The 22,493-nt window shown below is 62.8% G+C and carries 24 protein-coding genes and 1 pseudogene; 11 read left to right on the top strand and 14 right to left on the bottom strand.

All coding sequences use genetic code 11. The annotated features are described in order from the left end of the window. Nucleotides 1-12: 12 nt before the first annotated feature. Nucleotides 13-771, bottom strand: coding sequence for a BMC domain-containing protein (locus U9970_RS06955; RefSeq protein WP_322766060.1), 759 nt, complete (start codon nucleotides 769-771; stop codon nucleotides 13-15). A gap of 182 nt (nucleotides 772-953) precedes the next feature. Between U9970_RS06955 and U9970_RS06950 the strand changes: the two genes are divergently transcribed. After that, on the top strand, nucleotides 954-1,424 hold the full coding sequence (locus tag U9970_RS06950) for a hypothetical protein (protein ID WP_407653092.1): 471 nt from the start codon (nucleotides 954-956) through the stop codon (nucleotides 1,422-1,424). Here U9970_RS06950 and U9970_RS06945 read toward each other — a convergent pair. The 3 genes from U9970_RS06945 to psaM form a co-directional block, all read right to left on the bottom strand. Then, nucleotides 1,421-2,401 carry a protochlorophyllide reductase gene (locus U9970_RS06945; RefSeq protein WP_322765912.1) on the bottom strand — a complete coding sequence of 327 codons (981 nt, stop codon included), beginning with the start codon at nucleotides 2,399-2,401 and terminating at the stop codon, nucleotides 1,421-1,423. The genes U9970_RS06950 and U9970_RS06945 overlap by 4 nt on opposite strands. Nucleotides 2,402-2,428: 27 nt before the next feature. Next, entirely contained in the window at nucleotides 2,429-2,893 is a 465-nt protein-coding gene (locus U9970_RS06940; RefSeq protein ID WP_322765911.1) for a hypothetical protein, read from the bottom strand. A 103-nt stretch (nucleotides 2,894-2,996) separates the two neighbouring features. Further along, the gene (gene psaM / locus U9970_RS06935; RefSeq protein ID WP_106502470.1) at nucleotides 2,997-3,101 is read right to left on the bottom strand and encodes a photosystem I reaction center subunit XII; all 105 of its coding nucleotides are present in this window, start codon (nucleotides 3,099-3,101) and stop codon (nucleotides 2,997-2,999) included. Nucleotides 3,102-3,190: 89 nt separating this feature from the next. Here psaM and U9970_RS06930 point away from each other — a divergent pair, with 89 nt between their 5' ends. Next, nucleotides 3,191-3,673, top strand: coding sequence for a CRR6 family NdhI maturation factor (locus tag U9970_RS06930; protein ID WP_322765910.1), 483 nt, complete (start codon nucleotides 3,191-3,193; stop codon nucleotides 3,671-3,673). Here U9970_RS06930 and U9970_RS06925 read toward each other — a convergent pair. After that, nucleotides 3,653-4,438, bottom strand: a complete 786-nt coding sequence (locus U9970_RS06925) for a sulfite exporter TauE/SafE family protein (protein WP_322765909.1) — start codon at nucleotides 4,436-4,438, stop codon at nucleotides 3,653-3,655. The genes U9970_RS06930 and U9970_RS06925 overlap by 21 nt on opposite strands. On the opposite strand from U9970_RS06925, the gene U9970_RS06920 reads away from it, so the two are divergent. Further along, nucleotides 4,438-5,256 carry a lipoyl protein ligase domain-containing protein gene (locus U9970_RS06920; RefSeq protein ID WP_322765908.1) on the top strand — a complete coding sequence of 273 codons (819 nt, stop codon included), beginning with the start codon at nucleotides 4,438-4,440 and terminating at the stop codon, nucleotides 5,254-5,256. The two genes, U9970_RS06925 and U9970_RS06920, sit on opposite strands and share 1 nt — an antisense overlap. Here U9970_RS06920 and U9970_RS06915 read toward each other — a convergent pair. Beyond that, nucleotides 5,163-6,425, bottom strand: coding sequence for a site-2 protease family protein (locus U9970_RS06915; protein WP_322765907.1), 1,263 nt, complete (start codon nucleotides 6,423-6,425; stop codon nucleotides 5,163-5,165). The genes U9970_RS06920 and U9970_RS06915 overlap by 94 nt on opposite strands. Nucleotides 6,426-6,480: 55 nt before the next feature. On the opposite strand from U9970_RS06915, the gene U9970_RS06910 reads away from it, so the two are divergent. Continuing rightward, complete coding sequence (locus tag U9970_RS06910) at nucleotides 6,481-7,173, top strand: phosphoribosylanthranilate isomerase (RefSeq protein WP_322766058.1); 693 nt, start codon at nucleotides 6,481-6,483, stop codon at nucleotides 7,171-7,173. A gap of 59 nt (nucleotides 7,174-7,232) precedes the next feature. Continuing rightward, nucleotides 7,233-7,715, top strand: coding sequence for a hypothetical protein (locus U9970_RS06905; protein ID WP_322765906.1), 483 nt, complete (start codon nucleotides 7,233-7,235; stop codon nucleotides 7,713-7,715). 58 nt (nucleotides 7,716-7,773) lie between these two features. On the opposite strand, the gene folE is transcribed toward U9970_RS06905, so the two are convergent. The 6 genes from folE to U9970_RS06875 form a co-directional block, all read right to left on the bottom strand. Then, the gene (gene folE / locus U9970_RS06900) at nucleotides 7,774-8,517 is read right to left on the bottom strand and encodes a GTP cyclohydrolase I (RefSeq protein ID WP_322765905.1); all 744 of its coding nucleotides are present in this window, start codon (nucleotides 8,515-8,517) and stop codon (nucleotides 7,774-7,776) included. 8 nt (nucleotides 8,518-8,525) lie between these two features. Continuing rightward, a complete protein-coding gene (locus tag U9970_RS06895) occupies nucleotides 8,526-9,248 on the bottom strand; it encodes an SDR family oxidoreductase (RefSeq protein WP_322765904.1) in 723 nt (240 codons plus the stop codon). Nucleotides 9,249-9,286: 38 nt separating this feature from the next. Further along, a complete protein-coding gene (locus U9970_RS06890) occupies nucleotides 9,287-10,276 on the bottom strand; it encodes an acetyl-CoA carboxylase carboxyltransferase subunit alpha (protein WP_322766057.1) in 990 nt (329 codons plus the stop codon). Between the two features lie 30 nt (nucleotides 10,277-10,306). After that, a complete protein-coding gene (locus U9970_RS06885; RefSeq protein WP_322765903.1) occupies nucleotides 10,307-11,359 on the bottom strand; it encodes a long-chain acyl-[acyl-carrier-protein] reductase in 1,053 nt (350 codons plus the stop codon). Nucleotides 11,360-11,421: 62 nt separating this feature from the next. After that, on the bottom strand, nucleotides 11,422-12,141 hold the full coding sequence (locus U9970_RS06880) for an aldehyde oxygenase (deformylating) (RefSeq protein ID WP_322765902.1): 720 nt from the start codon (nucleotides 12,139-12,141) through the stop codon (nucleotides 11,422-11,424). Between the two features lie 44 nt (nucleotides 12,142-12,185). Then, nucleotides 12,186-12,989, bottom strand: coding sequence for a creatininase family protein (locus U9970_RS06875; protein ID WP_322765901.1), 804 nt, complete (start codon nucleotides 12,987-12,989; stop codon nucleotides 12,186-12,188). A gap of 49 nt (nucleotides 12,990-13,038) precedes the next feature. Here U9970_RS06875 and U9970_RS06870 point away from each other — a divergent pair, with 49 nt between their 5' ends. The 4 genes from U9970_RS06870 (at nucleotide 13,039) to U9970_RS06855 (ending at nucleotide 16,471) form a co-directional block, all read left to right on the top strand. After that, nucleotides 13,039-14,298, top strand: a complete 1,260-nt coding sequence (locus tag U9970_RS06870; RefSeq protein WP_407653108.1) for a S1 RNA-binding domain-containing protein — start codon at nucleotides 13,039-13,041, stop codon at nucleotides 14,296-14,298. Then, complete coding sequence (locus tag U9970_RS06865) at nucleotides 14,295-15,179, top strand: Tab2/Atab2 family RNA-binding protein (RefSeq protein WP_322765899.1); 885 nt, start codon at nucleotides 14,295-14,297, stop codon at nucleotides 15,177-15,179. Before U9970_RS06870 ends, U9970_RS06865 begins: the two co-directional genes overlap by 4 nt. Before the next feature lie 9 nt (nucleotides 15,180-15,188). Beyond that, nucleotides 15,189-16,004, top strand: coding sequence for a peptidoglycan editing factor PgeF (gene pgeF / locus U9970_RS06860; protein ID WP_322765898.1), 816 nt, complete (start codon nucleotides 15,189-15,191; stop codon nucleotides 16,002-16,004). 104 nt (nucleotides 16,005-16,108) lie between these two features. Then, the gene (locus tag U9970_RS06855) at nucleotides 16,109-16,471 is read left to right on the top strand and encodes an AbrB family transcriptional regulator (protein WP_255023863.1); all 363 of its coding nucleotides are present in this window, start codon (nucleotides 16,109-16,111) and stop codon (nucleotides 16,469-16,471) included. On the opposite strand, the gene U9970_RS06850 is transcribed toward U9970_RS06855, so the two are convergent. Beyond that, nucleotides 16,410-18,113: an NAD(P)/FAD-dependent oxidoreductase gene (locus tag U9970_RS06850; RefSeq protein WP_322765897.1), complete on the bottom strand. Its 1,704-nt coding sequence runs from the start codon at nucleotides 18,111-18,113 to the stop codon at nucleotides 16,410-16,412. The genes U9970_RS06855 and U9970_RS06850 overlap by 62 nt on opposite strands. A gap of 244 nt (nucleotides 18,114-18,357) precedes the next feature. On the opposite strand from U9970_RS06850, the gene U9970_RS06845 reads away from it, so the two are divergent. After that, the gene (locus tag U9970_RS06845; protein WP_322765896.1) at nucleotides 18,358-19,455 is read left to right on the top strand and encodes a metallophosphoesterase family protein; all 1,098 of its coding nucleotides are present in this window, start codon (nucleotides 18,358-18,360) and stop codon (nucleotides 19,453-19,455) included. Nucleotides 19,456-19,460: 5 nt separating this feature from the next. Here U9970_RS06845 and ppsA read toward each other — a convergent pair. Continuing rightward, nucleotides 19,461-21,882 (bottom strand): annotated as a pseudogene (ppsA, locus tag U9970_RS06840) (phosphoenolpyruvate synthase). A gap of 148 nt (nucleotides 21,883-22,030) precedes the next feature. Here ppsA and U9970_RS06835 point away from each other — a divergent pair. After that, nucleotides 22,031-22,471, top strand: a complete 441-nt coding sequence (locus U9970_RS06835; protein WP_322765895.1) for a hypothetical protein — start codon at nucleotides 22,031-22,033, stop codon at nucleotides 22,469-22,471. Nucleotides 22,472-22,493: the final 22 nt, after the last annotated feature.

Here is a 22,493-nt window from a genome sequence, read left to right as displayed (position 1 = left end):
CAAGGCCCTGGCTCAGCTGGCCTTGTTGTTGATGTGACTGATAGCCCGCATCGCAGCGGCGGCGGCCTCCTCCACATCACCCTCCCGCCCCGCCAGGGTTAAACGGCCAAAGGCGCCAACAGCTTTTACGTCCACAACAGTGATGTTGGAAGCCTTTTCTGCCTCATTGGCTGCGATCAGCACGTAACCGGCGGGCTCGGTTTCCAGGATGAACATGCTCATGCCAGCTTGAATCATCGATCCGCGCCTGTTCTGCCGGTTGATCAACACGGCGTGGTCAGGGGTGATGGCCCGGATGATCTCAGTCCAGCTGACCTCGCAACGGCTGCGGAGCTCCACCCGGCTGCCGATGGCCTCGAGCACCACGTCGCCGGAGTGGAGCACGTTGCTCTGGTCGCGGTGGTAGAGCGCCAAGGAGCCGAAGGCTCGCTCCACGATCATCTGGCCAAGCCGCACCGTGCTGGCCTTGAGGGCTATGTCGGTCACCCGGTGCACAGCCATGCCAGGCGATACCTCCAGCCACAAGCAGGCGTCACCAGGTATGGGCAGGAAGCCCTGGCTAACAGTCCCCATATAGGCAGCTAGCTGGGGCTGCAGCGAATCAAGAAATACGTATGTGCGCAGCTCAATCGACTGCACATGGCTGGATTGGCGTGCCAGCCGGGAGCCCTCGCTGTCGGTGGTAATCACACAACTGGCGCCCGAGCTGTCTCTACCCACCTGGGTGCCAGTGATCTGGGTGCCGCTACTGGAGCTCGAGCCAAGCGCCATCTCCCGACGCCGGCGCAGCGCCAGTTCGTCTCGGGAGGGAAGGCGGGATGGCAAGGGAAAATCCTTCGAACAGCTAGCCCTCACATCGGCTTTGCTGCGGCTGGATCTTAACCCTGAAGCCCCCTGCCCCTTGCCCATTTCGGCTGAGCCGGTACCGTCCGCGCAACGTTCAGGGGACGTCCATGGCCACCCGCCGCACCGCTTCCAGCTCCACTCGCAGCCAGGCTGCCCAGGCCGAACCCATGCCTGCCGGGGACACTGTCAACAGTGCTGCGATGCCTGAATGGATGGCCCAGGCCGCGGCCCAGGGAGTCAAGCCGGAGCAAGCACTGGCTTTCATCGGTATGGGCTTGATGCAGAAGATGGCCGGTTCGGCCCACGACCTGCCCTGGCTTTGGTCTGAGGCAGAAGACGGTGGCCAGGCCGATCTGGCTGCTTTGCGCCAACGGCTCGAGCTCACCCAGTTGGCCGTCCAGACCGGGGCACCGCTCAGCACTTCCGAGGTGAGTCAGCTGCTTGGGGCCCGCCCCACCAGTGAAACGGTCGAGCGAGGTGGCCTCAAGGCCCGCCGCCTCAGCCGCAACGTCTGGAAATTGAGCCTCGCTGAGGATGCATCCAGCCGCAGCGACGATGCCTTCCGCCGCCGCTTCTAGACCGGCGTCAGCCCCACCAGCTTCATTGATTCCTCCCACAAGGTCTGCGCCGTTTCGGGGTTGCTGGCCTTGTCGGAGAGCTCCTGGCTGAATTGCAAGCCCCCTTTGGTTTGGCGATTGCCCCAGCTCCAGTGCACACCTGAGGCGGAAAAATCTGGATCGGCCACCACCTGGCCCACCCGCTCTCCTGCCAATGCCTGGCTTACATATCCGCCGGTGATATTTTTCTGGAACCAAGGAAAAATTGTCTGAAACGCCCGCGGCGTACTACGGAAAAGGGGCGAGTCGGCAACGCAACCTGGGTATAGCGAGCTGAACACGATGCCGGTGCTTGCGTGCAGACGACGATGCAGCTCCTGGGTCGTGATCATGTTGCAGAGCTTGCTGTCTTTGTAGGCCTTGCCAGGTTTGAAGGCCTTGCCGTTGGCCATTGCGATAGGGGCCTGGAATCCGGCCTTGAAGCCAGCACAGTCGCCTAGATCCGCTGGAGCTGGGATCGGAATCTTGCCGCCCAATTCCTTGGAGTTGGCCGTCACGGTGCCGAGAATCACCACCCGCCGCGAGGGGTGGCTGGAGCGCTGCAGGTTGCCCAGCAGTAACTGAATCAGTAAAAAGTGCCCCAGGTGATTGGTGGCCATCGATATTTCGTAGCCCTGCGGGGAGCGCTCGGGCTGCTTAAGGCGTGGTTTGTAGACAGCCGCATTGATCACTAGGGCATCTAAGGGGCGACCCAGGGACGCCACCAAAGTTTCAACTCCCACCCGAACGCTGTCGAGATCGCCGAGGTCAAAACGCAAATGACTGAGCTGATCTGGAGGAATCCCCAGGCTGGCTGCGGCAGCAGCGGCTTTAACGGGATCACGGTTGGCCGTCACCACATGCCAGCCGCGTTTGGCAAGGGCACTGGCGGCATTGAGGCCCACCCCTGAGGTGGTGCCGGTGATCAAAACCGTTCCGGCGGCTGCTGTTGCGGCCATCAAGTGAGTTGAGACAGGGGTCCCAACCTACGGGGTGGCCTGCTGCCAAACCACCCGCAGGCGATTGGGGGCAATCCACTGATTTTGCTCGCGGATTAGCCGCTGCTCCCCTTCCACCATGAAGAGATGGTCAAAGCGTTCGCGTGCTTTGGAGAGTTTGGCCCGTTCAAGGTCCAGCACCGCCGAGAGCTCACCCTGGCGCTCCATCCGCTCCTGATAAGCGGAGGCAAGGCGCACCAGGCTGACGCCAGCGACCACAACTAGGCCAATCTTGAGAGCCAGGCCGATCACACTGCAGAGCATTTCCTGCCGCTCACTTGAGAGGGCCTGCAGTGCGGCGGCTTCGCCGCCAGAAATTATCTGGGGATTGGGCTGAGAGGCCGGTTTGGAAAGCGAGGCAGGCTTGGACTGGGCGCCAGAACGCGGCTGCCTCTCTCGCCGCAAGGGCGGTTTTTGCCTGGCCTTAGAGCTGGTTGGAGCGAGAGGCGGCATGGGGGCAACGAGTGATCAAACCCCGCTGGGGCCTAGACGCTTCTAGCTGGCGAGACCCCTCTTGCCAAGGGGTAATACTTGCCGGCAAGTATTCGCCACCTTCTCAGGCTTTGTAAAGGCTGAAGCAGAGGCGTACGGCCAGCACGCCCGCATGGGCGGCCACCACCAGGGCAATCAGCACTTCGGCCTGGCTGAGAGTGGAAACCATGGGAGGGCAGCAAGCAACTTGATTCGCCCCATTCTTTGCCCTTAGGTGGCTACGGTCCAGCTTGTCCCGCCCTGCTGTCACAGCTCTTGATGGCCCCTGTGGAGATTTCCGAGAGCCAGATCCGCCAGTTGGATCTTGCAGCTCTCCAGCCCTGGTTAAGCCTTAGCCCTGACGCCCTTGTCCAGCAGGCTGGTTCCCTGGAGCTTCACTTCAATTGGCCCCGTGCCGACGACGACCCCCGGGAGCTGTCGGAAATCGCCGAGTTGCGGCTTTGGTCCCTGCGGGCCGATGCGGAAGCTCCCTGGCTGCCCCTGTTGCTGGAGCGCGGCGGCGGCCAACTCACCCGCCACGTGGCGATGGTGCTGCCCCACCAATTCAGCCGCACGGAGGGGATCCGTTTTGCCCCCGAGTCCCTGGAGCTTTGGATCACCCACAGGCTTTTCAGCCTTGACGCCTGGGCGCGCCTGCACGGCTTGAGTTGCCGCCAGGGGTTAGGTCAGATGGCAGCGGTGCTTGGCTATGAGCTAGACGTAAGCTTCTGGGCGCCCCTTTCAGCCGGGGCGGCTCAGTAGCAGTGTCAGGGCCCTGCGGCCGCTGTCCAGCGCAAGTAGGAGGGTTAAAGCCCGCAGCAGCCCCGTCAGCTGACCGTCGCTGACCCGATCCAGTCGGGCGGCCGACCAGCGGGCGGCAACAGCTGCTGTGCCCCCTAAGAGCATGCCGATCGGCAGCAGCGCACGGCCATCTAGCAGGAAGGTGGTTGAGGCGACTGTGGCCGAGATGAGCACCGCCAGGGTGCTGAAGCGGATTGCCAGGTGAATTGGCACCTGCATCAGCTGCACCATCAGGGGAACCATCACCAGTCCACCCCCGAGTCCGAGCAAGCCGGTGGCCATGCCTGCGACCATGCCCGTGGCTGCCAAACCCCCCAGCTTTAAGCTGGGGGTATCGATGGCGGACTGCGCCGACGGGGGGCTAAAGCTCAAGGCCAGCCCTCCGTACATCAACGCCTGCAATGCGAGCAACATCCAGCCATTCAGCACCAGCCCAACCCGGCTGAACAGGCCTGCACCAAGGCCTGCCCCAAGCACAATCGCCAGGCCCCCGCGCCAGGGAAGGCTGCGGTTGCGCAGGTGGGCCCAGGTTCCACCGAGGGTGGTGGGCACGATCGCCAGGGTGCTGGTGGCCAGGGCCTGGTGCGGATCAAGTCCGGCTAGCAGCAATAGGGGTGAAAACACCAGCCCACCGCCGATGCCCAGCACTCCTGACAGCAGACCAGCAAGCAGGCCCAGGGGCAGATAGGGCAGCAGGCTCCACAACATCCGGGCAACCTGGTGCAATGGATCACTCTCCAGCATCTCCCATGCCAGCCATGCGGCTGTTGCCCAGCAGCTGCCATCCGGGAACCAGGCAGATGGCGATAGATAGCCTGCTGCTGGACCAACGGGAACCGGCCTTTCGGCTCTACTCCTGGCAGCGCCCGACCCTGTCGCTGGGATTTCACCAGCGCTGCATAGAACCCCATTGGCAGGAGCTGGCAGCAGCCGGGGTGATCGATTTGGTGCGGCGACCCAGTGGCGGCCGTGCCGTGCTCCACGCCGGAGAGCTCACCTACGCCCTGGTGTGGCCTGATCCCCCCCTGTCGCGTTTGCAGACGTACGGCCGCGCTTGCGGCTGGCTGGTCAATAGCTTTGCTGCGTTGGGCCTGCCATTGCAGCCAGGCCGCCAGGCTGCCAGCCAGCAACCCAGCAGCTGCTTTGCTACCAGTACGGCCGCCGATCTAGGCCATGCCAGCGGCGTCAAGCGGGTTGGCAGCGCCCAGCTCTGGCGCCGCGGCTGCCTGCTGCAGCACGGCTCGATTCTTTTGGAGCCCCCCGCCGATTTATGGAAGCTGGTGTTCGGCGGGCCACCACCCGACTTGCCAGTTCTGCCCGTAGACCGCGCTGAGCTGGAGCTGCGTTTGATCCAATCGGCCCAAGCTGAGCTGCCTGCGGCGGCTGCCGGTAACAGGACCATCCCCCTCAGCAGCGAGGAATGGGAACGGATTGCAGCGACGGAGGCCAGTTACTTGCTGGCGTTGGCCGGCCCCTCTTCGCTTGCTTCACCAGAGGCCACCATTGAGCGCACCACCTGGGCTAGGGCCAGGCCGAGTGGATAGGTGCCTTGGCGACGGGCCGCCTCAAGCATGGGAGCGGGCAGGCGCAGCCCCAACTTGGCAAGCACCGCCTCGCCGAGCTCGGGGCGTTCGATGGTGCCGCAGGGGAGTCCGGCGGGGCTTAGCACCAGCAGGCGGTTGCGGCCGCTGTCCTCGAGTTGCTGCACCGCTTGCCACAGCGGTGCCGACTCCCGGATGGAGGGCAGGCTCGAGAGGGGCTGGATGTGGTCGCCGATGCTGTCCGTATCCCAACGCTGCACTGGCAGTTGCTGCAGCGGCTTGTCGTCGATGAAGCCCTGCCAGCGGCCGCGATCGCACACCAGCAGCCAGTCGCCCTGGTCGACCTCGCTGGCTTGGGAGACGCGCATCTGGCTTAGTTCCCGCAACCGACCTGCCGCCTCCAGCACCCGAAATCGCCGCCCAGCCGCATCCCGTACTTTTAGTTCGTTGAGGGTTTGCTGCAGGGCGAGCATTTGGCGCTGATTGCGCGAGGCCCCAAGTCCAAACCAGCCCAGCAGCATCAACCAGGCGCCGCTGAGCCCCCCTCCGCGCAGCAGCAGCACGGTGCCCATGCCAATGGCCAGCAGGGAAAGGAAGCGCCCGCAGCTGTTGGCCACTTCCACGCCGCGCCGCTGGCTACCGCTGGCCTGCCACACCAGGGCCTTCACAATCAGGCCCCCATCCAGCGGTAGGCCGGGCAGCAGGTTGAACAGGGCCAGCACCATGTTGAGCGTGCCCAGTTCTGAAACCATGGCGCCCAGCAGGGGCGAGAGATGGGCGGCTGGATGGGTCGCTGCCAGCAGGCCCACGCCCAGTACCAGGCTTACGGCCGGCCCAGCAGCTGCCACCAGCAGGGCGCCGCGGGCGGTGCTGCACTCGCGCTCCACGCTGGCCACTCCGCCAAGCAGGAACAAGGTGATGCTGCGCACCTCCACCCCCTGGGCCAGGGCCACCAGGGAGTGGCCCAATTCGTGCAGGAGCACCGAAACGAACAGCAACATTGCCGTAACCAAGCCCAGGCTCCAGAGCACCGCGCTGCTCATCGGATCCTTGAGGGTGAGGCTGTAGTGCTGTTGGAAGGCCGCGGTAGCAAGCACCAAGATCACAAACCAACTGGGGTGGATCCGTAGGGGGATGCCCCGAATTTTGAAAATTTGCCAGCCTTCTCCCACTGCCCTCTGTCTTGGTATCTGATCCTAGAAAGGGGTGACAGCCTTTGCCCTCGCCATGGCGCCCCCCCTGCTGAAGATCTGTGGCTTACGGGATCCGGCCCAGGCCGCAGCGGTGGCTCAACTGGGGGTGGATGCGATCGGCGTGATCGGGGTGCCGGGCTCGCCTCGTTTCCTTGAAGCTGAACAGCGGCCGGCGCTTTTTGCGGCGATGCGGGCCGCGGCGCCTGGCTGCCGCGGGGTGCTGGTGGTGGCCGATCCGCTCGAGCAGCAGTGGCCCCAACTAGAGCTGGGACAGGGCCATGCTGTGGTGCAATTGCACGGCTCCGAAACACCCCAGCTCTGCGGCCAGCTGCGCTCCCGCCTGGGCTGTGAGATTTGGAAAGCCCTGAGGATTCGCAGGCCGGAGGATCTGCAGCGGGCCGTTGACTACGCCCCGGTGGTGGATGCCCTGCTTCTCGATGCCTGGGTGCCCGATCAGTTGGGTGGTACCGGCCACCGCATCCCGATTGAGTGGCTGCAAGGTTTTACGCCAGTTCTTCCCTGGTGGCTGGCCGGGGGCATTCGGGCCGAGCGGGTGCCGGAACTGCTGACCCAGCTGGGCCCCACAGGCCTCGATGCCTCTAGCGGCGTGGAGCGAAGCCCAGGGAATAAGGATCTCGATCAGGTTGCAGCACTAGTGGCTGCGGTACGGGTTGCTGGTCTCGCTGGCCCTTCCCAGTCAAGATCAGTGGGTCTTGCCCTTTCTTGATGGGTTTGTTTCGTAGATCTGCCCTTCTTCGTCCGTCCCACTGGGCCCTGGCGTTGACCATGGGCTCGGGTTTAGGACTAGCCCTGCTGACACCGGTCCAGGCCCAGGACCTGGTGGGTTGCCAGCTGGTGGATGGCCAGCTTTCCTGCGTACCAGGGGTGAGTGCCGATCCCCAGTCTCAGATCCGTGCCCTGCGCCAGCAGATCAATACGGATCTGCAACAGGAGAGTGCTGTTCAGCAGCAGATCAATGGTTTGCAGCAGCTGGTGCTGCAGGGTGAAGCCGTTCAGGGGGCAGTACTGCAGGCCACTGCCGTCGCCGACGTACTGGCCGCATTACCAGCCTCGGCGTTTCACTGGTACCGGCGTAGCCCGGGTGCCAACCAGTGGCTGCTGATTGAAGGTGCAGCAGGGCCCAGCTACGTCTTGCAGCTTCAAGACGTATCAGCCCAGGTAATGGTGGTGGTAGCGGTGCCAGCCCAAGGCGGGGGCTCTAGCCGGCAGGTTTCGCCGGCCATTGGACCAATTGGAAGTCAACCCTGAGGTTGGCTTGCGGGGGAAGATGGCTTTCTACCTAAGGCTTTCGACCAAGGCTTTCGCTTTAGGTGGAAAGCATGCACTCCTGCTGCTTAACCAGCTCGAAGAATTCAGCCTTGAGGCTTGGATCTATGCGGAAATCTCCCCGCACCACAGAATTGACCATGCTGGTTTGGGGCTCCTTCACACCACGCCACTTCATGCAGTAGTGCTGGGCTTTAACCAAAATCGCTAGACCCTGGGGCTCGCAGAGACGCTCGATCTCATCGGCCAAGATCATTACAGCTTCTTCCTGAATATGGGGCCTTGAGAATACCCAGTCAGCAACCCTGGAAAACTTGGATAGACCAATTACCCGATCGCCAGGCTTGATGCCAATCCAACAATTCCCCAGAATGGGCACCAAGTGGTGAGAGCAGGCTGAACGAACGGTAATGGGACCAACCGTATAAATTTCATCCAGCTTTTTGACATTTGGAAAGCTGGCGATCTTGGGCTGCTCGTAATAGCGCCCCTTAAAGACTTCGTGTAGGTACATCCGGGCGACACGCTCCGCTGTCTCCTCGGTGTTGTGATCTTTATCTATATCAATGACGAGACTACGCAGCAATTCGCGAACCTTGCCCGCTACCTCAATCTCCAATTGCTCAAGCTCACCATCGCGCAGGTGGTCAGCGATGTTGTCGTTTGCAAGGTAAGCAACTCCTGCCGCGTCAAGACGCTCACGGATGCGCAAACTTATGGGCAGGGGAGCTGAATCGGGCGTAATGGTGCGCGAAGGAATGCTGGAGGGCAGGGTGGAAGTCATAGGAGGGCTCAAAGCGCGCCGGTGGCCGGCATGAGGGTGAGATCTTCCACCACTGAGGTGGCTGGCTGTTGGGCCAAGTACAGCAGGGCTTCAGATGCCCTTTCAACGTCAAGCATGGCACGGCGATCGAACGTGCTGTGGACGTTTTCGCTCTCCCAGAGAGGCGTATTCACCGCACCTAGGGTGAGGGTGCTCACCCGTATGCCAAAGGGGCGTTCTTCGACTGCCAGGCATCGGCTGAGGGCGAGGAGAGCGGCCTTGCTGACGCAGTAAGCGCCCCAGTCGGGGAAGGCTTGGTGGGCTGCATGGCTGTTGACATTGATGATCTGTCCGCCGCCAGCCTGCCTGAGTCGCGGTAGCAGCGACTGGCAGACCTGAAATACAGCACTGAGATTCAGCTGCATCAACCGTTGCCATTGCTCTAGGGGCATCTCTGCCAGGGAGCCCGTATAAGCAACGCCGGCATTGTTAATCACAACCGTAGGGGTGAGGCCTCGGTTGCAGAGGTCTGCCAATCCGGGAGCAATAGACGCTGGCTCTGCCAGATCGAGGCCAATGGATTCGACTCTCCTGCCAGTGGGCTTTAGGGCCGTTGTGAGCGACGCGAGGTCGGCAGAGCTCCTGGCCAGCAAGAGTAAGTCGTAGCCGGCAGCGGCAAACTTGTGGGCTGCTGCGGCACCTATGCCTCGGGAGGCGCCGGTGATCAGAGCAACAGGTGCTGAATCAGGCAAAGACAGTTTCAGGGAGGCAATGGGACATAAAGCAAATCTTAAGAGCTGGGGGAGGCAGCTGGGGACTCGCTGTCGAGCACCCTTCCCATGCGGCGAAATTTGGCGTAGCGCTGCTCGATCAATTGGGATTCACTTAGGCCCTGCAGTTCGCTGAGTTGCTCGAGTAGGGCAGATTTCAGGGTTTCAGCTGCCTGCAGAGGAGCGGAGTGGTTGCCGCCGGAAGGCTCGGGCAACACCAGGTCAACAATGCCGAGCTTCAGCAGATCGGGGCCTGTGATCTTGAGAGCCTCAGCTGCAGTGGAGGCCTTGCCTGCGTCCCGCCACAGGATCGAGGCGCAGGCTTCTGGGCTAGCCACCGTGTAAACGCTGTGCTCGAACATCAGCAGCCTGTCGGCTACGCCGATGCCTAGGGCGCCACCAGATCCGCCTTCGCCGATCACCGTGGCAAGAATCGGCACCCGCAGCCGGAACATCTCACGCAGATTGACGGCGATCGCTTCACCCTGACCCTGCTCCTCGGCCAGTACCCCCGCGTAGGCACCCGGCGTATCGATGAAACTCAAGATCGGCAGGCGAAAGCGATCGGCATGCTCCATCAGGCGCATCGCCTTGCGATAGCCGCCTGGGGATGCCATGCCGAAGTTGCGGGCGACGTTTTCCTTGGTGTCGCGGCCTTTTTGATGTCCGAGCAGCACCACCCCCTGCTCACCGATCCTGCCAACCCCACCCACTAGGGCCCGGTCGTCACTGCCACGGCGGTCGCCATGCAGCTCCAGCCACTCATCAGTAATTACCTGGATGTAGTCCAGGGTGCTGGGCCGCTGGGGGTGGCGGGCCACCTGGATCTTCTGGGAGGGCGTCAGGGCGTCGAAGATGTCTTTGCGACGTCTGGTGGCCAGGGTCTCGAGCTGCAGCAGCTGCTGACTAACATCCACCTCCGAGTCGCGAGCCAGCTGGCGGATTTGCTCGATCTGCTCTTCGAGCTCAACGAGGGGTTTTTCGAACTCCAGCAAGGCGCGGCGGGCCATGGCGGGGATGGGCAAGGGGACGAAAGGTATTCAGGCGGTAGTCAGGGCTGGGGTGGGATCGATCTGGGTGGATAGCCCCAAGGCCTGGAAGCCATGGCGCAGGGAAGCGGCACCGATCAGATCCATCTTGTCGAGGCTGATGTTGTTGCGCCCCCAGCTGAAGTTGGTGTGGATACCTTCGAACTCCAGCAGGATGGCTTCGGCGAAACAGGCAAACATCTGACGTTTGGGGTTGTCCATTTCAGCCATTTCCATCATTTGCCAGGTGATATCGCTGAAAAACTCAACGATGCCGCCCTTCAATACATGGATGCCGTCGCCACTGGCCTTGGTGTCGAGGTTTTTCGGGTAGCCGCCGTCGATCATCAGGCAGGGCGACTTAAGGCTGGCAGCATCGATGCTCAGCGTTTGGGGCAAGCTGGCCACCCAAACCACCACATCTGCTTCCAGTAGGGCCTCTTCTAGCTTGAGGATCCGGCCGCCGCCCAGCTCCTGCTGGAGGTCAAGCAAGGGTTGGGGCTGGCGGGCGACCAATAAAAGCTCCTTGACCCCAGTGCGCAGGCTAAGCCAACGGCATACAGCGCTGCCGATATCCCCGGTAGCCCCGATGACTGCGACCCGTGCTTGGCTCAGATCGATACCGAGCTTGGGGGCATTGGTTTCCACTTGGCGACAAATCACCCAGGCGGTGTGGGTGTTTCCGGTAGTGAATCGCTCCCATTCCAAGGTGGTGGAGCGGATTTGCTGCTCCTTGAGCAGGTTGAAATTTTCAAAAATGATCGAGGTAAAGCCGCCCAAAGCGGTGATATCGATCCCATTTTTTTGGGCAAGCTCCATGGCGCTGAGCACCTTGCGGCGAGCGGTTTTAAACCGGCTCAGCATTTCTGGCACGAAACAGGAGTCGATGTAGGCCCCTTCTATGGTCTTGCCTGTAGCGCTGGTGACCTGAAGATGCTCCACCAATTGGGGAGGGGCACTACACCAAACGTCGAGGTCACCTTCGGCAAACTCCTCAAAGCCAAGAGTGCGAGCCTTTTCACGGGCAGCCTCGAAACTTGTGGAGTGACCGATCAGGCCGAACATGGGCAACCCCAGAGGATGTCGCGGACGCTACATCTTGCCACGACACGCCTGGCACGCTGGCTTCAGCCGATCAATGCAGCAGCTGCCATTTTGGCGATCTCCCTGGAGGTGAAGCCCACTTCGAGCAGAGCCTCCTGATAGGAGGTGAGGAAATCGGCCATCAAATCCTCCTGGTCCATTTGCAGAACAGCCGCGTCTCCGGCTACTTGCTCGAGCATCTTGCGCACCAAGGGCAGGTTTTCCCGGTTTGCCTGCTCCAGCTCTTCTCGTACGGTTTCAAGGTTGGCTTTGAGCCATTCCTGACCATAATTAAGATGGGTGTATTCATCTTTGACTACGCCTTCGGTGATCTTGCGTGCGAAGGGGTCGGCTACAGGGATATAGATGTGATACGCCGAAATCGCAAATGCTTCAATCAAAATGGCTTGAATCAAAAGACAGGTTGTGACCTTGCCTTCAGCTAAAGCCTTCTGAAAGTTGTTGTGCAAAGGCGAGAAGAACTCCTTAGCAAATGGCATGTCAGCAGTGACGCCGAGGTTGTTGGCGCAAGCTGTAAAGCCTTTCATGTGCTTCAGCTCCATGCGGGCCAGCCTGGCTAGCTCCTCAGCTTGGTCGGGGAGCAACCCACCGATAGAGATGTAATTGTCGTGAGCCTCCTGCTCGCCTTCAATCACGATCGCGTTGATCCGGCTGTAGGCGTCCTTGTAGGTATCAGTGCTGAAGTCGGGCAGTTGGTCTGCGGGAAACGCCTCGGAAACATTTGCAGGAGCAAGGGTTGTCATGGCAGCCGCGCTGTTGAATCTGATCTGGAGACTGTAACCACTCCCTACCGAACCCTGACCGTCCCTAGACCTGGCCAGGGGCTGGCCAGCAGGGTTTCGAAGCGGTGTTGCCAACCTGCCACCAACCGGTCAAAAAGTTGGGCTCCCAGGGCTGCAGAAGCACCGCTGGCGTCGCCAACCACTCCGGTGAGGCTGAGTTCCTGGCTGAGCCAGGCAAGCGGGGCGGCCCCTTCCAGGCTCCAGCCCGCGGGGATGGCCTCGCCTCGCTTGCCATCGCAGGGGCGCTGCTCGCCCACCAGCTGGGGGGCAAGGTGCAGCATCAGGCTGGTTTCTGCGAGGCCCGCGTGCAGCCCGTCGGAGCGCTCCGGCTCGGGGATCAGCTCGGCGATCCCCTCGGGACCACTCCATAAAAAGCAGGGCAGCACGGCCAGCTCGGGCCGCTCCGCCCGCAGCTGGCGCGCGGCGGTCTGGAGCAGGGATATTTGGCCTCCATGTCCGTTAAACAACACCAGGCGCTGAAAACCTGTGCTGGCCAGTTCCTTGCCCACAGCCACCAGTTGCTCGATCAGGACCTGGGCGGGGAGGCTGATGGTGCCACTGAAACCACGGTGCTCGGGGGAGAAGCCGATGCTCTGCAGCGGCAGCCGCACGATCGGCAGGCTTGGCTCCAGCTCTGCCAAAACTGTGTCCAGCACTCGTTCGGCAAACAGGCCATCCGTTCCGAGCGGTAGCTGGGGGCCGTGTTGCTCGACCGAGCCCCAGGGCCAGACAACCGTGCTTCCAGGCTGGGCTGCGAGCTCCTGAACCTGCGGCCAGGCCAGCTGCTCAAGGTGGCGCTGCTGGGGCATTTTTTTTGAACTGATCACTACAGTGTGGGGCTCTCAGCCCTTAGTGGAGATGGCCGGTACCGGCAGTCAACCGCCCTCATCCTCATCCCGGCCCGTCCCCCCTGGTCCTGCGCGCCCAGTCCCTGCACGCCCCCAGCCGCAGGCGCCCCTGCGTAAGCCGCCCCAGGTGTTGATGATCCGCAAGGACGAGCCCGCCCCGCCGCCGTCTTCGACTGAGCCTGCGCTTGCCTCTGCTCCCCTTAACCGGGTTGCTGCACCTGCCGCCGCTCCCGTCCGAAACGACGACGAGTTGTTTGACCTGGGCTCCATGGAGGGCCTCACCATGGCCGATCTTTTGGGCCCTGACCCGAGTCAGAAGCGTGCTGCGAAGGCTGCTGTTGCCGGAGAGCCCAGCACCAAGCCCGCGGCCCGGAGCGTCGACGACTTCGACTTTGACGAAGAAGCCTTTCTGGCGGCTCTCGACGACCACGAGCCCCATGGCACCACTGGAGAGGTGGTGCGCGGCACCGTGATCGGTGTCGAAAGCGATGGCGTTTACGTGGACATCGGCGGCAAGGCGCCGGGTTTCATGCCAAAGAAAGAGTGCGGCCTGGGGGTGATCACCAACCTCAAGGAGACCTTCCCCAAGGGGCTTGAGGTGGATGTGCTCGTCACCGGCGAGCAAAACGCCGATGGCATGGTGACCATCAGCGCCCGTGCCTTGGCCCTCCGCCAGAGCTGGGAGAAGGTGAGGCTCCTGGAGAAGGAGGGCAAGGTGGTTCAGGTCAAAGTGAACGGCTTCAATCGCGGTGGTATCACCTGTGAACTTGAGGGATTGCGTGGTTTCATCCCCCGCTCCCAGCTCCAGGAGGGAGAAAACCATGAGGCTTTGGTGGGTAAGACCCTTGGGGCCGCTTTCTTAGAGGTCAATCCAGAGACCCGCAAGCTGGTGTTGTCGGAGAAGAAGGCTGCCACTGCAGCCCTGTTCCAAAACCTGGAGGTGGGTCAGCTGGTCGAAGGCCAGGTGGTGGCAATTAAGCCCTATGGCTTGTTTGTCGATCTAGGCGGTGTGAGCGGTTTGTTGCACCAATCAGCAATTAGTGGTGGTCAGCTGCGGGACCTGCGTGAGGTTTTTGGCCAGGGAGACCGGGTCAAGGCCCTGATCACCGAGCTGGATCCGGGCCGAGGCCGCATCGCCCTCAATACCGCCCTTCTCGAGGGACAGCCCGGTGAGCTGCTGATCGATCGCGACAAGGTGATGGCTGAGGCTCCAGAGCGGGCCAACCGGGCCCGCTCCGTGCTGCGCCAGCAAGAACAAGGGGCCGGATGAAGCAGGCCGCTCCAGATTGGGAGCTCGACTACTACTCACGTCCCATCCTTGATGAAGATGGCAAAAAGCGCTGGGAGCTGCTGATCTGTTCCACCCCTGAGGTGCCAGGACCAGGGGAGCTAGCGAGCGAATCCTTCCGCTGGGTCCAGGCCTGCCCTGCCACCAGCGTTAATTCGATCTGGCTGAGGGAGGCGCTGGAGGCGGCGTTGGCTGCTGCTGCCGCCCAGGGTTTTGGGCCGCCGAGGCGGCTGCGCTGCTGGCGTGCCTCGATGCGCACCATGGTGCAGCGGGCGGCGGAGGGGCTGGGCTTGGAGCTGGTGGCCAGCCGCCGCACCTACGCCCTGGTGAGCTGGCTACAGGAACGGGAGCGCCTGGTGTACCCCCAAGAGCCCGGCTACATGGCCGGCCCCTTAGCCCCGCCCCCCAAGGCCTTGCGACCGATTGCGGTGCCCTTGCCGGAAGCGGCGCGGGGCGACAGCTGGGCCTGGGCCACCTTGCCCTTGGGTGTCCTGGCCGCTGCTTCGGAGTGGGAGCTTGGCTTTGCGGGCCTCGTACCCCTGCCAGAGGCGGTGTCTGCCGAGCTGCCGGTGCCGGGAATTCGCCTATTCAGCTCCACCAGGGCCCTGGCCCTGGCCGGCTGGCTGGCTGGGCTCGAACCCGTGCGGCTTGAGATCAGTGGCCCGCAGCTGGTGCTTGAGGCTGGCCTTGAGGATCGCTGGCTACTCACCAACTTGCCGGCTGAGGAGGCAGAGGTAGCCACTGCCGCTTTTGCGGCCGCCCGAGAGCAGGCCGGTGGCCTTCAGTTTCTTGCCGTTCAGGCCAGCGAGCAGGACCAGCGCTTTGAGGGCTTCTGGTTGCTGCGCGATCTTCCCGACGCTTGATGCCCCACGATGGCCGAAGCGGTTGATCCCCCCTTTGATCGTCCCGACCGGGACTTCAATTCCCTACCCGGTTGGACCTGGGTAGGTACCTACGGCGGCTACTACCTCCAGTGCGACCTGCTCCAGCCGTTTGAGCACGGTTTTTTTACACGCCAATGGCAGGGACGGGGGCCGGAGGTGCTGGCGGCTTATGTGAGTGCTGGGGTGAGTGTGCACCGTCTACGCCAGGTGCACAGCGCGGTGGTTTTGCCAGCCAGCCAGGCCAGCGCCGATCCCTTTCCCGAGGCCGATGGTCTTGTTAGTGATGCCGGCGGCCAAAGCCTCTGGGCTTGTGGCGCTGACTGCACCCCGGTGCTGATTGCTGATCCCGCTACTGGCCGGGTGGCGGCTTGCCACGCTGGTTGGCGCGGTGTGGCAGGTGGCATCCTCGAGCGCGCCGTGCAGCAGCTGGTGGATGGAGGCAGTCGGCCGGCCGAGCTGCTGGTTGCACTAGGACCAGCGATCAGCGGTGGCTCTTACCAGGTGCAGCGGCTGGTGTCGGAACAGGTTGCGGCGTCTCTAGCCGCCGCCCCTGATGCTTCTTCGCTGCCTGCTCTGCTTGAGCAGTTGCGTCAGTGCGGCGCTCTGCAGGCTGACCCAGACCCTATGAAAGACCGCCTTGATATTCGCCTTGCAGCCCAGCTCCAACTGGAGCGACTTGGGGTGCCAACGGCGCAAATTGGCAGCTGCCCTCTTTGTACAGCCAGCGAACCACTGCTTTTTCACTCCTGGCGGCGCGATCAGGTGAAGGCGGTGCAGTGGAGCGGGATTGTTTCTCAGGCTTAAATCTTGGAGCTGTTTCGAGCTGGATTTGCATCAAATTCAGGTTGCTTCGCTTGCAATCGGGCCTGTTGCTGCGCAATAATGCAGAAGTCGCATAATTATCATCGATGCTCACTGGTGCCGACCTTCTCACCAAGGTCAAAGAACTCGGGGATGTGAGCAAGTCTGACTTGGTTCGCGCCTGCGGCTATGTCTCCCACAAAAAAGACGGTTCAGAACGGCTGAACTTCACAGCCTTCTACGAGGCTCTCTTGAATGCCAAGGGAGTCGATTTTGGCGGTGCAGCCAAAACCGGTAAGGGCGGCCGCAAGCTCAGCTTTAACACCAAAGTGCAGTTCAACGGCAACCTGATGGTTGGCAAGGCTTATACCGGCATGCTTGACCTCAAGCCTGGCGATGAGTTCGAAATCAAGTTGGGTCGCAAGCAGATTCGCTTGGTACCGCTGGGTGCTGAGGACGAGGAAGAGTGAGCGACAGGGCTACCTGTTCGGCCACTTTGATGCCATCAATTGCTGCCGAGAGGATCCCGCCGGCATAACCAGCCCCCTCGCCGGCTGGGTATAACCCTGGGGTGTTGCCACACTCCAGGGTTATTTCGTCTCTGGGTAGCCGCACGGGCGACGAGGTGCGTGTCTCTACACCGGTGAGCAGGGCATCGTCCATTAGGAAGCCGGGAATGCGGCGCTCGAAGGCGGGCAGGGCCTCTCGGATAGCTGTCAGCACAAAGTCCGGTAGGCAGCCAGCCAAATTCCCGTAGCAAACTCCTGGTTGGTACGAAGGAATCACTCCGCCGCTGCCCTGACTGGGGCGGTTGGCGAGGAAATCGCTAACCCGCTGGGCAGGTGCTTGGTAGTTAGAGCCGCCTGTAACGAAGGCGCGACCTTCCCAATGGCGCTGAAAAGCGACGCCGGCGAGGGGATCGTCGGCGCTTTCCCCGTAGGGCTTCAGATCGGCTAGCTCGATACCCACCACGATGCCGCTGTTGGCATTGCGTTCGTTGCGGGTGTGCTGGCTCATGCCGTTGGTGACTACTCGACCTGGCTCCGAGGTGGCCCCCACGACCAATCCCCCCGGGCACATGCAAAAGCTGTAGACACTGCGGCCCAAGTTGGCCGTCTCACTGCAGTGATGCACCAGCTTGTATTCAGCTGGGCCCAGGCGGGGGTGGCCGGCGGCCTGCCCCCAGCGGGCCCTGTCAATCAGGCTCTGGGGATGTTCGATGCGTAGACCAACGGCGAAAGGCTTGGGCTGCATCGCCACGCCGGCGGTTTTCAACATCTCAAAGCTGTCCCGGGCGCTGTGACCAAGGGCCAGCACCACCTGGGTAGCGGCAATTCGTTCGCCACTATCGAGCTGCAGGCCCTCGATGGAGCGGTCCTCGGGATTTAGCTCCAGGCCATCTACCCGGCACTCGAAGCGCACCTCGCCCCCTAGGGCCTCGATTCGCTGCCGCAACCCCCGCACCACCGTGGCCAGCTTGTAGGTGCCGATGTGGGGGTGGTGCAGGGTGAGGATGTCAGAGTTAGCGCCTGCGGCAACTAGCTCTTCAAGCACTTTGCGCACGTAGGGCTTGGCTTCGCTCACCTGGCTGTAAAGCTTGCCGTCGGAGAAGGTGCCAGCCCCACCCTCGCCAAATTGGGCATTGGATTCGGGATTGAAGTCAGCGCTCCCCTTCCAAAAGCCGAAGGTGTCGGCGCTGCGCTGCTTGATCGCCTTGCCCCGCTCCAGCAATAGGGGACGAAACCCCATCTGGGCCAGCAGCAGGGCCGCGAAATAGCCGCAGGGACCAGCTCCCACAACCACTGGTCGCATCTTGCCTGCGTTGGCTCCGCTTACGACGGGGTGATAAGTCGTGTCGGGGCTGGGCCGCAGGTGGGGGTCGCCGGCAAAGCGCTTCAGGAGCCGGGCCTCGGCCCGGGCATCAAGGTCCAAATCCAGATCCAGGCTGTAAACGAGGGTGATCGCCGCGCTCTTGCGGGCATCAACGCTGCGTTTAACCAGCCGCAACCCAAGTAGTTGATCGGGGGCGAGCCGTAGGCGCCTCAGCACTGCCGCCGCCAGGTCGGCCTCGCTGTGGTCGAGGGGCAGCTTCAATTCGCTCAGGCGCAGCACTACCGACTCCAGGGGGGCGCCTGGACGGGAGCCGGGCGCTATTTCATGGCGTTATTTCAGCAGTCTTGGCTCCACTGCGCCTGAAATTGGATTGGGCTGCCAGGCTGGAGGCCGATGCGGCATCGATTCTTTGTCGATTACCCACTGCCCCCTTTGCATGGCCCTGGCGGCCCTTTGTGTGCTTCGAGCCACGGCCCACGGCACCTTGCTCTGGCGCTTGTCGGTCTGAGCGGGGCGCTAAACCATGGGCATGTTCCAGCGCAGCACCCCGAAGATGGTGACCTGGCCTGGTGCCTTCGTCTCCCGACGTGGCTTCCTCAGCTTGGCTGGCTTGGGAGTGACCGCCTTGGCGGTATCAGGCCTGCGCCCTGATGCCGCTGCCGCCCCTAGGGGAGGTGCCAAACCGCTGCTGCCGCCCCGGGGCGACCTGCGCCTGGTGGCGATCAGCGATCTCAACAGCAGCTACGGCTCCACCAGCTACCTGCCGGAGGTGCTGCGGGCCGTTGAACTGATTCCCAGCTGGCAACCCGATCTGGTGCTCTGCGGCGGCGACATGGTGGCCGGGCAGAAGCAGGGCCTCAGCCGGGTTCACCTCAGTGCCATGTGGGCTTCCTTCCACCGCCAGCTGCTGGCGCCACTGCGGCGGGCGGGCCTGCCGGTGGCGATCACAATGGGCAACCACGATGCCTCTTCCGCCCGCTCTGCGGGCCAGTACATATTTGAGCTCGATCGCCAGGAGGCCGAGCGTTATTGGCGCGGCCAGCAGAACGCCCTGGGGCTCAAGTTTGTGGATGCCAGCCGCTTTCCCTTCGCTTACAGCGTGCGTCAGCACGACCTTTTCCTACTGGTGTGGGATGCCTCCTCAGCCAGCGTGCCCGCCGAACAGGTGGCCTGGGCCGAGCGCCAGCTGCGCAGCCCCGAGGCCCAATCGGCCCGGTTGCGGCTGGTGCTTGGCCATCTGCCGTTGCTGGCCGTTGGCCAGGGCCGGGACCGGCCTGGCGAGGTTTTGCAGCAGAGCGAGGCCCTGCGCCAGCTGCTGGAGCGCACCGGCGCCCATGCCTACATCAGCGGCCACCATCACGCCTTCTTCCCAGGTCGGGTGGGTCAACTGGACCTGCTCAACCTCGGCGCCCTGGGCAGCGGTCCGCGCCGCCGGCTGCAGGACAGCACGGCTCCGGTGCAGACCCTCACAGTGATTGATGCCTTCTGGCCCAAGGGTGAGGGCGCGGGACGCACCACCTACACCAGCTACAACATGACCACCCTGGAGCCGATCAGCAGCCAGCAGCTACCGGCCCAGATTCAACCCAGCCAGGGACCGCCGCTGCGGCGAATCGGCTGAGAGGCTCAGGCCAAGCTGGCCTCGATCCTGGCCACCTCCAGGCGGGTGGCGATCACGGCGTCGGGGTTGAGGCTGATCGAATCAATGCCCTCCTCCACCAGGAAGCGAGCGAAATCGGGGTAGTCGCTGGGGGCTTGGCCGCAGATGCCGATCTTGCGGCAGCAGCGTTTGGCGCTTTGGATTGCCAGGCGAATCATGGCCTTCACGGCCGGATGGCGCTCGTCAAACAACTCAGCCACCAAGGCTGAATCGCGATCCAGCCCCAGGGTGAGCTGGGTGAGGTCGTTGGAGCCGATTGAGAAGCCATCGAAGCGCTCGGCAAACGCCTCTGCGGCGATCACGTTGCTGGGTAGCTCGCACATCACATACACCTCCAGACCGTTTTCACCCCGCACCAGGCCAGAGCGGGCCATTTCTGCCAACACCCGGTCCCCTTCCTCGGGAGTGCGGCAGAAGGGCACCATCGGGATCACATTGGTGAGGCCCATGCCCTCGCGTACCCGTTTTAGGGCCTGGCATTCGAGGGCAAAAGCAGCGCGGAAGGCGGGGGCGTAGTAGCGCGAAGCCCCCCGCCAGCCGAGCATCGGGTTCTCCTCGTTGGGTTCAAAGGCGGCGCCGCCGACCAGGCGGGCATATTCATTGCTCTTGAAATCGGAGAAGCGCAGGATCACCGGCCTGGGATAGAAGGCCGCGGCAATGCGGGCCATCCCCTGGGCGAGCAGATCCACGTAGTACTCGGCGGGGCTGGTGTGGCCGGCCGTTAACCGGGCTATCTGCTGCCGCTGCTGGGCGTCAGCAACCCGCTCAGGCTGGAGCAGGGCCAGCGGGTGCACCTTGATGTGATTAGCGATGATGAACTCCAGCCTGGCCAGGCCCACCCCGTCGCAGGGAATGGCCGCGAGGTTGAAGGCCTCCTCCGGGTTGCCCACATTGATCAGGATCTGGGTGCGGGTGACGGGCAGATCGCCAATGGCCTGCTCCGTGATGCTGAACGGCAAGGTGCCCCGGTACACCCTGCCCACATCACCTTCGCAGCAGCTGATCGTGATGGCGTCGCCGTCCTGGATGCGCTGGGTGCCATCGCCGGTGCCAACGATGGCCGTGATGCCCATCTCGCGGGCAATGATCGCCGCATGGCAGGTGCGGCCGCCCTGGTCGGTGACCACGCCGCTGGCTCGTTTGAGGATTGGTTCCCAGTCGGGGTCGGTGCGTTCGGTGATCAGTAGGTCGCCAGCCTCAAAACGGCTGATTTCGCCGGGATCTTTAATCACCCGGGCTACGCCGCTGCTCACCGAGGCGCCGATGGCGCGGCCGCTCACCAGGGTTTCCGCTTGGTGGGGCTCCAGGTGCCAGCTGCGCAGCACCGCCTGCTGCTGCCGCGACTGCACGGTTTCAGGACGGGCTTGGAGGATGAACAGCTCGCCCGTGAGGCCATCTTTGGCCCACTCGATGTCCATCGGCGTGGGGGCACCACGTTTAGCGCTGTAGTGACGCTCGATTTGGCAGGCCCAGCGGGCCAGGGTGAGGCACTCGTCATCGCTGAGGGCGAAGCGGTTGCATTCGGCTTCCGGTACGGGCTCGTTTATCACGGTGATCCCCGCTTCCCCGTACACCATCCGGATCGCCTTGCTGCCCAGTCGCTTGCTGAGGATCGGCGCAAAGCCCTGCTCAAGCGTTGGCTTAAAAATCAGCACCTCATCGGGGTTAACGGCGCCCTGCACCACGTTCTCACCGAGGCCGTAGGCGGCGGTGAGAACGTGGTGCAGGGCGAAAACCGGTTTCGGTGTCGATGCTGAACATCACCCCAGCGCAGGCCAGGTCGGAGCGCACCATGCGCTGCACACCGATCGAAAGGGCCACCTCCAGGTGGTCAAAGCCATTGAGCTGGCGGTAGGAGATCGCCCGGTCGGTGAACAGCGACGCGTAGCAACGCCGGCAGGCCTGCAGCAGGGCCGCCTCGCCCTGGATATTGAGGAAGGTCTCCTGCTGGCCGGCGAAGCTGGCATCGGGCAGGTCTTCAGCGGTGGCGCTGGAGCGCACTGCCACCGCTGGCAAAACGCCATCTGGTGTTGCCAGCTCCCGGTAGGCGGCCAGGATCGCTTCGCTTAGGTCGGCTGGCAGGTTGGCGTTCAGCAGCAGGTCGCGGGCGGCTTTGCCGGCGGCCTGTAGGGCGCCGAGATCATCCGCATCCAGCCCGGTGAGCAGCTCCCCCAGCGGTTCGCTCAGGCCATTGCTGCGCAGCAGGTGGCGGTAAGCGGCGGCTGTGGTGGCGAAGCCTCCAGGCACCCGCACACCCTGGCCGGCGAGCTCGCGGATCATTTCGCCGAGGGAGGCATTTTTGCCGCCCACCTCGGCGATCGCCCCGATGCCAACAGCCGCGAACGGCACTACGAGCAGTTCGCGGCTGTTGGCATGGGTAGTTGGCATGGGTAGTTGGCAGCCACCCCTGACTCTGGCGCCTTCTTGGGGCGTTGGCTTAACTGTGAAGCCAGCGATGCCGGCCCCACATCCCCTGCCGCTGGTTCGAAATGGGTGGCACAGTGGGCTGAAGCTTTTTCGTTGCTCGCAAGTTTCTGTGACTCGCTTTTCCCTTGCCTGGATCGCTGCCTCCGCCCTAAGTGCCACAGCTCTGCTGGGAGCTCCTGCCTTCGCCCAGACACCTGGGGCTGCCGCCGCTGCGGCCAAGCCAGTCAGCCTTGAGACCATGAACGATCTGGCTCTCGCCGCCGCCGTCAACGTCTGTGAGCTGGCGGTGGAGCAGAAATTAGCCGTGCAGAACGCCGTGATCTCCAATGCCAAGGCGATCACTTACGTGGTGACCACTGTCCATGGCGGTCAGATAGCTGGCAGCGGCAAGCTTGAGGCCTCTCAGATTGTCAATGGCAGCATTGTGCAGATTGTGGGCCGGGTTAAGCAGGGCTGTTACGCCAAGATCACAGCCGCCGACAAAAAATTTGTGGACGAAGTGATCGCCCAGTACACAGCCCAGGCCACCAAGGCCCAGCCCAAGAAGTAAATAATTTGCCCTTTGGCTGGAG

The sequence above is a fragment of the Cyanobium usitatum str. Tous genome (assembly GCF_963920485.1).
Taxonomy (GTDB): domain Bacteria; phylum Cyanobacteriota; class Cyanobacteriia; order PCC-6307; family Cyanobiaceae; genus Cyanobium_A; species Cyanobium_A usitatum_A.
This window is presented reverse-complemented; position numbering and strand designations above follow the sequence as displayed.